General features: G+C 64.5%; 8 protein-coding genes. 6 read left to right on the forward strand and 2 right to left on the reverse strand.

From position 1 onward, the window contains the following. Positions 1–8 precede the first annotated feature (8 nt). On the reverse strand, positions 9–1,871 hold the full coding sequence (locus ACODSK_RS09645) for a DUF1302 domain-containing protein (protein WP_489015651.1): 1,863 nt from the start codon (positions 1,869–1,871) through the stop codon (positions 9–11). 253 nt (positions 1,872–2,124) lie between these two features. On the opposite strand from ACODSK_RS09645, the gene ACODSK_RS09650 reads away from it, so the two are divergent. Next, entirely contained in the window at positions 2,125–3,447 is a 1,323-nt protein-coding gene (locus ACODSK_RS09650) for a CapA family protein (RefSeq protein ID WP_489015652.1), read from the forward strand. 153 nt (positions 3,448–3,600) lie between these two features. Here the strand turns inward: ACODSK_RS09650 and ACODSK_RS09655 are convergent, their stop codons facing one another. Further along, positions 3,601–5,547, reverse strand: a complete 1,947-nt coding sequence (locus ACODSK_RS09655) for a BCCT family transporter (RefSeq protein WP_489015803.1) — start codon at positions 5,545–5,547, stop codon at positions 3,601–3,603. A gap of 480 nt (positions 5,548–6,027) precedes the next feature. Here ACODSK_RS09655 and betI point away from each other — a divergent pair, with 480 nt between their 5' ends. The 5 genes from betI (at position 6,028) to mscK (ending at position 15,329) form a co-directional block, all read left to right on the forward strand. Further along, positions 6,028–6,693: a transcriptional regulator BetI gene (betI, locus tag ACODSK_RS09660; RefSeq protein WP_489015654.1), complete on the forward strand. Its 666-nt coding sequence runs from the start codon at positions 6,028–6,030 to the stop codon at positions 6,691–6,693. A gap of 29 nt (positions 6,694–6,722) precedes the next feature. After that, a complete protein-coding gene (betB, locus tag ACODSK_RS09665; RefSeq protein WP_489015656.1) occupies positions 6,723–8,195 on the forward strand; it encodes a betaine-aldehyde dehydrogenase in 1,473 nt (490 codons plus the stop codon). Positions 8,196–8,278: 83 nt separating this feature from the next. After that, complete coding sequence (gene betA / locus ACODSK_RS09670) at positions 8,279–9,970, forward strand: choline dehydrogenase (RefSeq protein WP_489015658.1); 1,692 nt, start codon at positions 8,279–8,281, stop codon at positions 9,968–9,970. Positions 9,971–10,228: 258 nt separating this feature from the next. Beyond that, positions 10,229–11,971, forward strand: a complete 1,743-nt coding sequence (locus ACODSK_RS09675) for a potassium/proton antiporter (protein WP_489015660.1) — start codon at positions 10,229–10,231, stop codon at positions 11,969–11,971. 43 nt (positions 11,972–12,014) lie between these two features. Beyond that, positions 12,015–15,329, forward strand: a complete 3,315-nt coding sequence (gene mscK, locus ACODSK_RS09680; RefSeq protein ID WP_489015661.1) for a mechanosensitive channel MscK — start codon at positions 12,015–12,017, stop codon at positions 15,327–15,329. Positions 15,330–15,333: the final 4 nt, after the last annotated feature.

The following is a 15,333-nucleotide window of genomic DNA, read 5'->3' on the forward strand; positions in this document are numbered from 1 at the left end:
TGCGGGCGTCAGAAACTCACGCCCAGGCTGACGGCGAGGAAATCGCGGTCGGTGTTGGTGTTGAAGTCGCCGCCGAAGTAATCGGTGTAACTGACGCTCAGGTTGTAGCGGCTCAGGTATTCGGCATCGACGCCGACGCTGACCGACTTGTCGCCTTCGTTGAAGGTCGGGCCGTAGCCTTCCACGTCATGGGCGAAGGACAGGTTCGGACGCAGGACCACGCCACCGATCAGGTCGGCGTATTCCAGCCCGGCGCGCAGGCGGTAGCCCCAGGAGTCGGCGGTGTAGAAGCCTTTGCTGGTGCACTGGTCGGGGTTGGCCGAGTTGGCCGTCTGGGTGCACAGGGCATTGCCGGAGATCCCGCCCAGCAGCGGTGCACTGCCGGCGCTGGCCAACTGGCCGTTGCCGTAGACACTGCTGCGGCCGAAGCGCAGGTCGGAGCCGTCGGTGGCGCCGAGGTCAGCGATATGGCTGTAGCCGATCTCGCCCACCAGGGTCAGGCGGTCGGCGCCGATAAAGGTCAACTGGTCGATGGTGCGGGTGAAGGTGACCTGGGCCTGGGTGAACGGCTTGCGCACATAGCCGTTGATCTGCGAGCCGTAGGCCGAGCTGGCGAAGCCGGTGGAGAAGATCGGCAGGCCGGCGTTGACCAGCGGGTTGGTGGCGGCGGCGCCGAGGGTCGCCGCCGCCGATACGTCGCTGGCGTTGAGCGACATCGGCATGTTCGGCCGGTAGCTGATTTCCCCGGCTACCGCCGTGGCGCCCATCGTGGTGCTGAAGCTCAGGCCATAGAGACGGATGTCTTCCGGGTATTCCAGGTAATAGCGGGCGGTGCTGACCCCGCCGCGCCCGGCCAGGCCGCCGACCGGGTCGACCAGCGCGCCACGACCGACGGTCCAGGTGCTGGTCGGGGTGCGGCTGTGGTAGTTCATGGCATAGAAACCGAACTCGGTGTCGTTCAGTTCCGGCACCATCCAGCGCAGGGCCACGCCGAACTGGCCGCCGTCACGCGCGTCCTTGTCGTTCAGCCGCGGCACGTAGCCGTAGCCGCCGAGCACGCCGGTGCCGTTGATATCGCGGTCAAAGTCGCTGCCGTTGATCGCCATGTTGGTGTCGCAGCCCTTGGCCGCCACATCGCTGCTGAAGAAAGTGCCGCAGTTGTCGGCGACGCTCTTTTCCCATTGCAGCTGGTAGAAGGTCTCGATGGACAGGTTGTCGGTCAGGCCCTGGTTGAAATACAGCATGCTCACCGGGATCAGCGCTTCCTTGACCTCGGAGCCGGGCCGGCGCAGGGCCGAGACGTCTACCGGGTTGATGCTGTTGATGCCGTTCTGGATAAAGCTGCTTTCGCCCCAGCTGACCACCTGGCGACCGGCGCGCACGGTGCCGGGCAGGTCGCTGATGCTGTAGTTGTGGTAGACGAAGGCGTCGAGCAATTGCACGCCCGAGGACTTGGCGGCGTTGTCGGTATGGCTGTCGTCGATGTCGTAGAGCGGGCGGTGTTCGTCCTTGAGCTCGAAGTCGTACCAGTACTTGCCGCGCAGGAACACGCCGCTGTCGCCGTACTTCAGCTCCAGGTCGTGGATGCCCTTGAAGATCTTCGAGAAGGTCTCGCCCTTCTTGAAGTTCAGGCGGCCGTCGTCCGAAGTCTGGGTCGACGCAGTGCCGCCGTTGCGGCTGCCGATAAAGGCCTTGTCCGGATTGGCCATGCCCCAGCTGGCGCCGATGGACAGGGTCGAATCGAAACGACCCTCGATTTCCCCGATATTGAAAGTGGCGGCCTGGGCGCTGGCTGCGCCGAGTGCCAGGCTGACGGCCAGTGGCACTGCACGAGGCCGCAGGACCGCGGTGTGGTTTGTTGTTCTTTTCATGGTGCTCTGCGCCTTGAACCTGCTGTTCATGTGAAAGCCATCCCCGCGGCGCGCCGTTGCCGGACGCCGGGCGGGATGCATGGTAAGCAGCGAGTCACAACGCCGGCCTCTGAAAAAAAGTGATGCCCATAGCCAAATGCACAGGTGGCGCCGGGCCGATAACCGCAGGCTATGGCGATGAAGCGGATTCAGTACGGGACGCGGCGGGGCTTGCCCTAGAGTCCCGGCAGTTTCCTCCCTGGCGAGATCCCCCATGAAAATTGCCCTGACCGGCGACAGCATCCTGCAACGCCGCCTGCACAGCCGTGCCGACCAGACCGTCAGCCCGCTGTTCGACCTGATCCGCGCGGCGGATGTCAGCTTCACCAACCTTGAAGTGCTGCCCAACGACTTCGCTGGCGACCCGGCCCTGGAAAGCGGCGGCTCGCATTTCGGCGCACCGGCCTGGGTGCTGGACGAACTGGTCGAGGGCGGTTTCGACCTGTTTTCCACCGCCAACAACCACAGCCTCGACTACGGCATCAGCGGCCTGCACGCGGCCCACGAACAACTGCGCAAGCGCGAGCTGCTGTTCGCCGGCACCGGGCGCAACCTGGAAGAAGCGCGGCGTCCGGTGTACTGCACCAAGCCGGCGGGCACCGTGGCCCTGCTGGCGTGCAGTTCCACCTACGGCAAGGGCCAGGAAGCCAGCGACCAGAGCCGCGACATGCCCGGCCGCCCGGGCCTCAACCCGCTGGGCTACGACACCCTGCACGAAGTCAGCACCGAGCAGATGGAGCAGGTGCGCCGGCTGATCGCCGACCTCGGCCTGGACAGGCTGTACCAGGGCGCGGTCGACCTCGGCTTCGCCCATCCCCTGCCCGACCCGTCGTTGCAGGTGTTCGGCCCCTTCACCCCGCTGCTGTTCCGCGAAGGCGCGCACACTCGCCTGCGCACCCTGGCGCGCAAGAAGGACATGGACGGCATCCTGCGCTGGGTCGAGGAAGCGCGGCTGACCTCGGACATCGTCATGGTCAGCCTGCATGCCCACGAACTGGGCTACAACGACCAGGGCGAATGGGACCTGGAAGCGCCGGCGGAATTCATCCAGCCGGTGGCGCGCAGGCTGATCGATGCCGGGGTCGATATCGTGGTCGGCCATGGTCCGCATCTGCTGCGCGGCATGGAGCTGTACCAGGGCAAGCCGATCTTCTACAGCCTGGGCAATTTCATCGGGCAGAACGAGCTGGTCGAACGGTTGCCGGTGGACAGTTATGACCAGTTCCGCGTGGACCGGCAGCAGACGCCATCGAAGGTGTTCCTGCAACGCACGCGCAACGACACCCGCAGCTTCCCGTCGGATTCGCGGTTCTGGGAGAGCATCGTGCCGGTGTGCACGTTCGAGGGGAGGAAGCTGACCGGGATCGAGTTGCATCCGGTGAGTTTGGGGCTGGGTGAGGCGATTCACCGGCGCGGGCGGCCGAGGCTGGCCGAGGGGGAGCAGGCGGTGGGGATTCTGGAGCGGTTTGCGGCGTTGTCTCGGGGCTATGAAACTCGCCTGGAGATTCAGGAGGGCATAGCCCGGGTGCTGCTCTGAATGATTTTCTGGGTTCACTGGCCTCATCGCTGGCAATGCCAGCTCCCACAGATTTTGCGGTGCACGCAATCCCTGTGGGAGCCGGCGTTGCCGGCGATGAGGCCAGCAGCACCAACACAAAAAGAAAGGGCCTGAATCGGCCCTTTCTTCACATCAGCTGTAAACCCGACCCAACAACTGCCGGTGGCTTTCGAACTGATCCAGCACATCCCGGGTGATCTGGTCCGGGGTGAAGCCCATCAGGTCGTATTCCTGACTGCCGTTGTGCAGGTACACCTCGGCGCGGTAGAAGCGCTGGCGCACGTCGCTTTCGCCTTCCACCGGCGCTTCGCTCGGCGCGGCGAGGTAGCCGTCCAGGCTGACTTCATAGACGAACGGGTTGCCCTCTTCCATGGTCACCCGCAGGCCCATCGACGAACGCGACTGACCCACCCGGGTTTCCACTTCCAGGCCCATGCTGCGCAGTTGCTCGGCAGCTTCCTTGAGTGCCGGGCTGACCTGCTTGTCCATGAAGCGCTGGACCATCGCCTGGGTCGGCTGCAAATCCAGCTGGCTCAGGCGCTCGCTGAAGCCGCGACGACCACGGGCGGCCAGTTCGGCCTGCTCCTGCTCGACCTGGGCATCCTGCTTCATAGCCTTGTACAGACCGAACATGAACACCACCAGCACCACCGAGAACGGCAGGCCGGCCAGCACCACCATGGTCTGCATGGCTTCGAAGTTGCCGGCGAAGAGCAGGCCGACGGTGACCAGGGTGATGATTGCCGACCAGAGGATCCGCAGCCAGTGCGGCGCGTCTTCGTCGACGTTGCCGCCCTTGCACGACAGGTTGGCCATCATCACTGCACCGGAGTCGGCCGGGGTGAGGAACAGCACGAAGCCGACGAACACCGCGACACCGACCACGATCTTGGCCGCCGGGAAGTGCTCCAGCAGTTGGTAGATCGACATCGACGGCTGTTCCAGGGCCGTGCGGCCCAGTTCCACGGCGCCCTGGTTGATCACCAGGTCCAGCGCGGTGTTACCGAAGATCGACAGCCAGGCCAGAGTGAAGCCCAGCGGAATCAGCAGGACGCCAGCGACCAGTTCCTTGACGGTACGGCCACGGGAAATCCGCGCGATGAACATGCCGACGAACGGGCCCCAGGAAATCCACCAGGCCCAGTAGAACACGGTCCACAGGCCCAGCCAGCGCTCGGACTTGGCGCCGTCGCCTTCGTAGACGTAGAGGTCGAAGGTCTTCAGCACCACGCCGTTGAGGTAGTCGCCGATGTTCTGCACGAAGCCGTTGAGCAGGTGCAGGGTCGGGCCGTTGAGCAGGACGAACAGCAGCAGGCCGCTGAACAGCAGGATGTTCAGGTTGGACAGGCGGCGGATGCCGTTTTCCACACCGGACACCGCGGCGATGGTCGCCACCGTGCTCATCACCAGGATCACGATCAACAGGTTGGTGTTGTTGTGCTCCATGCCGAACAGGTATTCCAGGCCGGACGATACCTGCATCGAGCCGATGCCGAGGTTGGTCACCAGGCCGAGCAGGGTCACGAACATGCCGAAGATATCGACCATGTGCCCGGCCGCGCCCTTGACCCAACGCTCGCCGACCAGCGGATACAGCGCCGAGCGCAGGGCCAGCGGCTGGTTGTGACGGTAGGCGAAGTAAGCCACGGCGAGGCCGACCAGGGCGTAGATCGCCCAGCCATGCAGGCCCCAGTGGAGGAAGGTCAGTTGCAGGCCGTGACGCGCCGATTCCAGGCTGGCCGGGGCGCCTTCAGGCGGGTTGAAGTAGTGATCCAGCGGCTCGGACGCGCCGAAGTACAGCAGCGAGATACCGATGCCCGAAGAAAACAGCATGCCGGCCCAGGCGCCGTAGCTGAAGTCCGGCTTGTCGTCCTTGCCGCCCAGCTTGAGGTTGCCGTAGCGGGAGAAGGCGATGGCGATGACGAACAGCAGGTAGCCGCCGATCACCAGCATGTAGTACCAGCCGAAGCTGCGCGACAGCCAGGCCTGGGCCTGGCCGAGCACTTGGCCGGCGGTTTCGGGAACTGCGATCAGCAAGGCAGTCAACAACAGGATCAGCAGCGTCGAGGTGAAAAACACCACGCTGTTGACCCGGACCCTCTCGGCGGGGGTCTTTATCAGGGAGGCAGAACTCATTGCACGGATGCTCCAGGCGGTGCGTGAGAAAAAGTGAAACGACCTGTCCACCCGCGCAATTGGTGCAATAGCCCTATTGCGACAGGTGTTATAAAAGCACCTTGAAAAACCGTGATCCCTAATCGAATGCCGTTGAACACCAATCCAAAGCCCCGGCTCGAGGGCTCTGCCACGCGGTTCCAGGCGTGGGCAGGATTTGTGCAACGTTGCGTCTGTGCGCGTGAAACAACCTTGTTTTACGGGGGTGAACGTCTTTTCGGGGTGCCAATTCGTGTCCGCTGACCGGCCCAAAATCCCGTCAATGGTACAAATTGTCGCAGAGCTTATTCTTTGTTGATTGAACGTTCAATCAAAACAAAATAGACTGGCCTTCGCCGAGTCAGCCGCTTGTCGTCTGCTCGCAGGCCTGAGGAGATTTGCAAGATGCCCAAGGTCGGTATGCAACCCATTCGCCGCCAGCAGTTGATCGAAGCCACCTTGACGGCTATCGACCAGGTCGGCATGGGGGACGCCAGCATTGCGCTGATCGCCCGTTTGGCCGGTGTGTCGAATGGCATCATCAGTCACTACTTTCGGGACAAGAACGGCCTGATCGCAGCGACCATGCAGTATTTGATGACGGTATTGAGCGAGGGCGTCGCCGCCCGTCGCCAGGCACTCACGGACAACAGCCCGCGCGCCCACCTGCAGGTGATCATCGAAGGCAACTTCGACGCCAGCCAGGTCAACGGCCCGGCAATGAAAACCTGGTTGGCGTTCTGGGCCACCAGCATGCACCAGCCGTCCTTGCACAGGTTGCAGCGGATCAACGATCACCGCCTGTATTCCAACCTGTGCTGCCAGTTCCGCCGTGCCCTGCCGCTGCCCGAAGCACGCAGCGCGGCCCGCGGCCTGGCAGCGTTGATCGACGGTCTGTGGCTGCGCGGTGCGCTGTCGGGAGACGCCTTCGATACCAACCAGGCGCAGCAAATCGCTTACGAATACATGGATCTACAACTGGCGAAACAGACGAGCCCGGACACACAGACCCAGGCCTCTGCCACCCCGCGCACCGCCTCCCGCAAGCATTCGGGAGCGACCGCCGGCTAGCCAAATCACATTGCACTTGCGAGGACACTATGGCCCGTTTCGAAACGCAAAAACTCTACATTGATGGTGGTTATGTCGACGCTGGCAGCGATGCCACCTTCGAAGCCATCAACCCGGCCAACGGCGAAGTCCTCGCCCATGTGCAACGCGCTACCCAGGCCGACGTCGAACGCGCCGTGGAAAGCGCCGAGCGCGGCCAGAAAGTCTGGGCCGCGATGACCGCCATGCAGCGTTCGCGCATCCTGCGCCGCGCCGTCGACATCCTGCGCGAGCGCAACGACGAACTGGCCGCCCTGGAAACCCTGGACACCGGCAAGTCCTACTCGGAAACCCGCTACGTCGACATCGTCACCGGCGCCGACGTGCTGGAGTACTACGCCGGCCTGATCCCGGCCATCGAAGGCGAGCAGATCCCGCTGCGCGAATCGTCCTTCGTCTACACCCGCCGCGAGCCGCTGGGCGTCACCGTCGGTATCGGCGCGTGGAACTACCCGATCCAGATCGCCCTGTGGAAATCCGCCCCGGCCCTGGCCGCCGGCAACGCGATGATCTTCAAGCCGAGCGAAGTCACCTCGCTGACCACCCTGAAACTGGCCGAGATCTACACCGAAGCCGGCCTGCCGGACGGCGTGTTCAACGTCCTGACCGGCAGCGGCCGCGAAGTCGGCACCTGGCTGACCGAGCACCCGCGCATCGAGAAAGTCTCCTTCACCGGCGGCACCACCACCGGCAAGAAGGTCATGGCCAGCGCCTCCAGCTCGTCGCTGAAGGAAGTGACCATGGAACTGGGCGGCAAGTCGCCGCTGATCATCTGCGAAGACGCCGACCTGGATAAAGCGGCCGACATCGCCATGATGGCCAACTTCTACAGCTCCGGTCAGGTCTGCACCAACGGCACCCGCGTGTTCGTTCCGGCATCGATGAAAGCTGCTTTCGAAGCGAAGATCGTTGAACGTGTCGCCCGCATCCGCGTCGGCAACCCGGAAGACGAGAACACCAACTTCGGCCCGCTGGTCAGCTTCCCGCACATGGAAAGCGTCCTGTCGTACATCGCCAAGGGCAAGGAAGAAGGTGCCCGCGTCCTGTGCGGCGGCGAGCGTCTGACCGAAGGTGAATTCGCCAAGGGCGCCTTCGTTGCGCCGACCGTGTTCACCGACTGCCGCGACGACATGACCATCGTCAAGGAAGAGATCTTCGGCCCGGTAATGAGCATCCTCAGCTACGAAACCGAAGAAGAAGTGATCCGCCGCGCCAACGACACCGAATACGGCCTGGCCGCCGGCGTGTGCACCAACGACATCGCCCGCGCCCACCGCATCATCCACAAGCTGGAAGCCGGTATCTGCTGGATCAACGCCTGGGGCGAGTCGCCGGCGGAAATGCCGGTCGGTGGCTACAAGCAATCCGGCGTCGGCCGCGAGAACGGCGTCAGCTCGCTGGCCCAGTACACCCGCATCAAGTCGGTCCAGGTCGAGCTGGGCAACTACAACTCGGTGTTCTAAGCCGCCCGTTGTAGCCGCGCCCGGTCCCTGCCGACCGGGCGCCTCCCCGCTTTCCCACCTGCCCGCCCAAGAGGGAACAGAACATGTCCTCGCATATTTTCGACTACATCATCGTCGGTGCCGGCTCGGCCGGTAACACCCTGGCCACCCGCCTGACCGAAGACGAAGGCGTCACCGTCCTGCTGCTGGAAGCCGGCGGCCCGGACTACCGCGCCGACTTCCGTACCCAGATGCCCGCCGCCCTGGCCTTCCCGCTGCAGGGCCGCCGCTACAACTGGGCCTACGAGACCGATCCGGAGCCGCACATGGACGGCCGCCGCATGGAATGCGGTCGCGGCAAGGGCCTGGGTGGCTCGTCGCTGATCAACGGCATGTGCTACATCCGCGGCAACGCCATGGACTTCGATGGCTGGGCCAAGCTGCCAGGCCTGGAAGACTGGACCTACCTCGACTGCCTGCCGTATTTCCGCAAGGCGGAAACCCGTGACATCGGCCCGAACGACTACCACGGCGGCGAAGGCCCGGTCAGCGTGGCCACGCCCAAAGCCGGCAACAACCCGCTGTTCCACGCCATGGTCGAGGCCGGCGTGCAGGCCGGTTACCCGCGCACCGAAGACCTCAACGGCTACCAGCAGGAAGGCTTCGGCCCGATGGACCGCAGCGTGACCAAGAACGGCCGCCGCTCCAGCACCGCTCGCGGCTACCTGGACACTGCCAAGAAGCGTCCGACCCTGACCATCGTCACCCACGCCCTGACCGACCGCGTGCTGTTCGAAGGCAAGCGTGCCGTTGGCGTGACCTACCTGGTCGGCTCCAGCGAAGAGCGCGTCGAAGCCCGTGCGCGCAAGGAAGTCATCGTCTGCTCCGGCGCCATCGCCTCGCCGCAACTGCTGCAACGCTCCGGCGTCGGCGCCCGCGCCCTGCTGGAAAGCTTCAACATCCCGGTAGTGCATGACCTGCCGGGCGTCGGCGAGAACCTCCAGGACCACCTGGAGCTGTACCTGCAATACGCCTGCACCCAGCCGGTGTCGCTGTACCCGTCGCTGCTGTGGTGGAACCAGCCGGCCATCGGTGCCGAATGGCTGTTCAACGGCACCGGCATCGGCGCGAGCAATCAGTTCGAGGCTGGCGGTTTCATCCGTACCCGTCCGGAATTCGAATGGCCGAACATCCAGTACCACTTCCTGCCGGTGGCGATTAACTACAACGGCTCGAACGGCGTTAAGGAACACGGCTTCCAGGCACACATGGGTTCGATGCGTTCGCCAAGCCGCGGCCGGATCCAGCTGAAGTCCCGCGACCCGCGCCAGCACCCGAGCATCCTGTTCAACTACATGGCCACCGAGCAGGACTGGCAGGAATTCCGCGACGGCATCCGCCTGACCCGCGAAATCATGGCCCAGCCGGCGCTGGACGCCTACCGCGGCCGCGAGATCAGCCCGGGCGAGCACGTGCAGACGGACGAAGAGCTGGACAAGTTCATCCGCGAACACGCCGAGACCGCGTTCCACCCGTCCTGCTCGTGCAAGATGGGCGAGGACGACATGGCGGTGGTCGATGGCCAGGGCCGTGTGCACGGGATGGAAGGTCTGCGGGTGGTCGATGCGTCGATCATGCCGATCATCATCACCGGCAACCTCAACGCAACGACGATCATGATCGCCGAGAAAATCGCCGACAAGATCCGCAATCGCCAGCCGCTGGCGCGTAGTACTGCCAAGTACTATGTCGCCAATGGTGCGCCGGTGAAGGGCAAGGCCATGCGCGAAGTGTGATGGTGGCAGTGCCGGCCTAATCGCTGGCAATGCCAGCTCCCACAAGGTTCTGCGGTGCACGCGGTCACTGTGGGAGCCGGCGTTGCCGGCGATGAGGCCAGCACAGGCAACACATCAAAAGGCACCTGACCCAGGTGCCTTTTTTACATCTGCGGAAACGCTTTACAGCCTGCCAATTCATCAGGTTAGAATCGGTTGGCACGCGACCTGCTTATCAATCAGGTCTCCTTTCCGCGATGTCCCCCCGGAGTACTGCCTTTGGATGCGAGCACCATCAACAGCCTGTTCCTCATCGGCTCATTGCTGGTAGGCGCAAGTATCCTGGTCAGCTCGCTGTCGTCGCGTCTGGGCATCCCCATTCTGGTCATCATCCTCGCCGTCGGCATGGTCGCCGGGGTCGATGGTGGCGGCATCATCTTCAACAACTATCCGGTCGCCTACCTGGTCGGCAACCTCGCCCTCGCCGTCATCCTGCTCGACGGCGGTATGCGTACTCGCGTCGCGAGCTTCCGCGTGGCACTGTGGCCGGCGCTGTCGCTGGCTACCGTTGGCGTGCTGATCACCACCGGCCTGACCGGCATGGCCGCCGCCTGGCTGTTCGACCTGAACCTGATCCAGGGCCTGCTGATCGGCGCCATCGTCGGCTCCACCGACGCCGCTGCGGTGTTCTCCCTGCTCGGCGGCAAGGGCCTCAACGAACGGGTCAGTGCCAGCCTGGAGATCGAATCCGGCAGCAACGACCCGATGGCGGTGTTCCTCACCGTGACCCTGATCGACATGATCGCCAGCGGCCAGACCGGCCTGCACTGGAGCCTGCTGCTGCACCTGGTGCGCGAGTTCGGCATCGGTGGCGTACTCGGCCTTGGCGGCGGCTGGCTGATGCTGCAACTGGTCAACCGCATGAACCTGGCCGGCGGCCTGTATCCGATCCTGGTGATCGCCGGCGGCCTGGTCATCTTCGCCCTGACCAACGCCCTGCACGGCAGCGGCTTCCTCGCCGTCTACCTGTTCGGCCTGGTCCTCGGCAACAGGCCGATCCGCAGCCGCCACGGCATGCTGCATATGCTCGACGGCATGGCCTGGCTGGCACAGATCGGCATGTTCCTGGTCCTCGGCCTGCTGGTCACCCCCCACGACCTGCTGCCGATCGCCCTGCCGGCCCTGGCCCTGGCGCTGTGGATGATCCTCGTCGCCCGGCCGCTGTCGGTGGTTGCCGGCCTGCTGCCATTCAAGGCCTTCCACGGCCGCGAGAAGGCGTTCATTTCCTGGGTCGGCCTGCGCGGCGCGGTACCGATCATTCTTGCCGTGTTCCCGTTGATGGCCGGGCTGCCCCAGGCCCAGCTGTACTTCAACCTGGCGTTCTTCATCGTGCTGGTTTCGCTGCTGGTGCAGGGCACCAGCCTGCCGTGGGTCGCACGTCTGCTGAAAGTGACCGTACCGCCGGACCCGGCGCCGATCTCCCGTTCGGCCCTGGAAGTCCATGTCACCAGCGAGTGGGAGCTGTTCGTCTATCGCCTCGGCGCCGAGAAATGGTGCATCGGCGCTGCCCTGCGCGAGCTGAAAATGCCCGAAGGCACCCGTATCGCCGCCCTGTTCCGTGGCCAGCAACTGCTCCATCCGTCGGGTAGTACGGTGCTGGAAGTGGGCGATCTGCTCTGCGTGATCGGCCACGAACACAACCTGCCGGCCCTCGGCAAGCTGTTCAGCCAGGCGCCGCAACGTGGCCTGGACCTGCGCTTCTTCGGCGACTTCGTCCTCGAAGGTGACGCTGAACTGGGCGCCGTAGCCGCGTTGTACGGCCTGCAGCTGGACGGCCAGGATCCGCATATGCCGCTGGCCCGCTTCATCCAGCAGAAGGTCGGGGGCGCGCCAGTCGTCGGTGACCAGATCGAGTGGAACAACACGACATGGACTGTTGCACTTATGGAAGGGAACAAGATTCAGAAAGTGGGGATCAAATTCCCCGAAGGTAGCCGTCCAGGCCCTGGGTTGTTCCTCTAAACTTCATTCCAACTTCCTCTGCGGTTGTACGAACTTTCTGCCTATGTCCCTGCGCACACTTGCCTGCACAGCCCTTCTCGGGCTGTGCCTGTCGTTCACCTCCGCCTTCGCCGCGGAGCCACCCAGCACCGAGAGCGTCCAGCAAAGCCTCGACAAGATCGCCGACCGCAAGCTGCCGGAAGCCGACCAGAAGGCGCTGCAACAGGTGCTGGAGCAGACCCTCGGCTTCCTCGCCAGCCGTGATGACTACAGCAAGCGCCTCGCCGCGCTGAAGCAGCAACTGGCCGACGCGCCCAAACTGACCACCGAGAGCCAGCGCGAACTGGCCCGCCTGCTGGCCACCAAGCCGGCGCCGGTGGCCCAGCGCTACGCCAGCCAGAGCGTGCCGCAGCTGGAGCAACTGCTCTCCGAACGCACCACCGAACAGGGCGAACTGCAAAAATCCCTGTCCGAAGCCAACAGCCTGATCATCAATTCCCAGACCCGCCCCGAACGGGCGCAGTCCGAGATCGGCATCAACCAGACCCGCACCCAGCAGATCAACACCACCCTCAAGCTCGGCAAGGACGGCAGCAAGGCCCTCTCCGCCGACCAGCGCAACCAGCTCAACGCCGAACTGGCCTCGCTCAACGCCCTGACCCTGCTGCGCCGCCAGGAACTGGCCGGCAACAGCCTGCTGCAAGACCTCGGCAACGCCCAGCACGACCTGCTGATGGAACGCGCCGCGCGCCTGGAACAGGAAATCCAGGACCTGCAGACCCTGATCAACGAAAAGCGCCTGGCCCAGTCGCAGAAGACTGTCACCGAGCAGTCCCTGGAAGCGCAGAAGGCCGGTGGCAGCACCCTCCTGGCCACCGAAAGCGCGGCCAACCTCAAGCTCTCCGACTACCTGCTGCGCAGCACCGACCGTCTCAACGAAGTCACCCAGCAGAACCTCAAGGCCAAGCAGCAACTCGACAGCCTGACCCAGGCCGACCAGGCCCTGGACGAGCAGATCAACGTGCTCAAGGGCAGCCTGCTGCTGTCGAAGATCCTCTACAAACAGAAGCAGGCCCTGCCGCACCTGAAGCTGGACCGCGACCTGGCCGACCAGATCGCCGATATCCGCCTGTACCAGTTCGAGGTCAACCAGCAGCGCGAGCTGATCAGCAGCCCGAGCCAGTACGTCGACAAGCTCCTGGAAAACCAGACCGCCGACCAGGCCACCCCGGAACTGCGCAAGGCCCTGCTGGAAGTGGCGATCACCCGCGCCGACCTGCTGGAGCGGCTGAACCGCGAGTTGAGCGCCTTGCTCAACGAATCGATCACCCTGCAACTGAACCAGAAGCAACTGGTCAGCACCGCGCAAAACCTGCGCGCGACCCTCGACGAGCAGATGTTCTGGATCCCCAGCAACAAGCCGCTGGACCTGGAATGGCTGCGGACCATGCCCGATCGCTTGCAGAAGCAGGTCACCAGCCTGCCCTGGGGCTCGGGCATCGCCGAGCTGGCCGACGGCCTGCTGGAGCGACCGCTGCTGTTCCTGCCGTTGCTGCTGATGATCGGCGCCCTGCTCTGGCGGCGCACCTACCTGTACACGCAGCTGCGCAAGGTGCACAGCGATGTCGGTCACTTCAAGCGCGACAGCCAGTGGCACACGCCCCAGGCGATCCTGATCAATATCCTCCTGGCCCTGCCGCTGGCCCTGCTCCTGGCCCTGTGCAGCTACGCCCTGCAGATCGACGCCCGCGGGCAGAACGCCAACCTCGGCGCCGCCCTATGGCAGATCGCCCAGGCCTGGCTGGTGTTCTACACCGCTTACCGGGTACTGGCCCCGGGTGGCGTGGCCGAGCTGCACTTCCGCTGGCAGAAGCCGCAGGTGGAGTTCCTGCGTCGCTGGATCCGCCGCCTGGGTGCGGTGGTGCTGGCCCTGGTCGGCGTGGTCGCGGTGGCCGAACACCAGCCGTCGGCGCTGGCCGACGACGTGCTCGGCATCGGCGTGGTGCTGGCCTGCTACGCGCTGATGGCCTGGCTGCTCAGCCGCCTGCTGCTGAGCAGCCCGACCCACCGCAACACCTCGCTGTTCCGCAAGGCGGTGGGCGTGGCCTTTACCGCGCTGCCGATCGCCCTGTTCGTCGCCGTGTGCTTCGGCTACTACTACACCGCGCTGAAACTCACCGACCGCCTGATCGACACCCTGTACCTGCTGATGTTCTGGCTGGTGATCGAAGCCACCTTCGTCCGCGGCCTGGCCGTGGCCGCACGGCGCCTGGCCTACCAGCGCGCCCTGGCCAAGCGCCAGCAGGCCAAGGAAGGGCTGGACGGCGAAGTGCCGGTGGAAGAGCCGACCCTGGACATCGAGCAGGTCAACCAGCAATCCCTGCGCCTGATCCGCCTGGCCCTGCTCGGCGGCTTCCTGGTCGCCCTGTACTGGGTCTGGTCCGACCTGATCAGCGTGTTCTCGTACCTGAACAACTTCACCCTGTACGAATACACCAGCGGCACCGGCGCCACCGCCAGCATGGTGCCGATCAGCCTCGGCGACCTGCTTGGCGCCCTGGTCATCGTCGGCATCACCCTGGCCCTGGCGCGCAACCTGCCGGGCCTGCTGGAAGTGCTGGTGCTGTCCAAGCTCGACCTGGCCCAGGGCAGCGCCTACGCCACCACCACCCTGCTCTCCTACATCATCGTCGGGGTCGGCTTCGTCTCCACCCTGTCGACCCTCGGGGTGAGCTGGGACAAGTTGCAGTGGCTGGTGGCCGCACTGTCGGTGGGCCTCGGCTTCGGCATGCAGGAGATCTTCGCCAACTTCATCTCCGGGATCATGATCCTGTTCGAGCGCCCGGTACGGATCGGCGACACCATCACCATCGGCAACCTGTCGGGCACGGTGAGCAAGATCCGCATCCGCGCCACCACCATCACCGACTTCGACCGCAAGGACATCATCGTCCCGAACAAGACCTTCATCACCGGCCAGTTGATCAACTGGTCGCTGACCGATACGGTCACCCGGGTCACCCTCAAGCTCGGCATCGACTACGGCTCGGACCTCGACCTGGTGCGCGAGCTGCTGCTCAAGGGCGCCCGGGAAAACCCGCGGGTGCTCAAGGATCCGGAGCCGATCGTGTACTTCCTCAACTTCGGCGAAAGCTCGCTGGACCATGAGCTGCGCATGCACGTGCGCGACCTCGGCGACCGCAACCCGACCCTCGACGAGCTCAACCGCTATATCAACCGTGAGTTCAAGGCGCACAACATCAAGATCTCCGTGCGCCAGGTGGAGGTGTTCATCATGGACACCGCGGGTAACAAGAAGCAGCTGATCCCATCGGACGCCCTCGTCCTGCCCAAACCCGACGACACGTCCAAGCCGTAAGGAG

Source organism: Pseudomonas sp. FG98 (assembly GCF_057808595.1).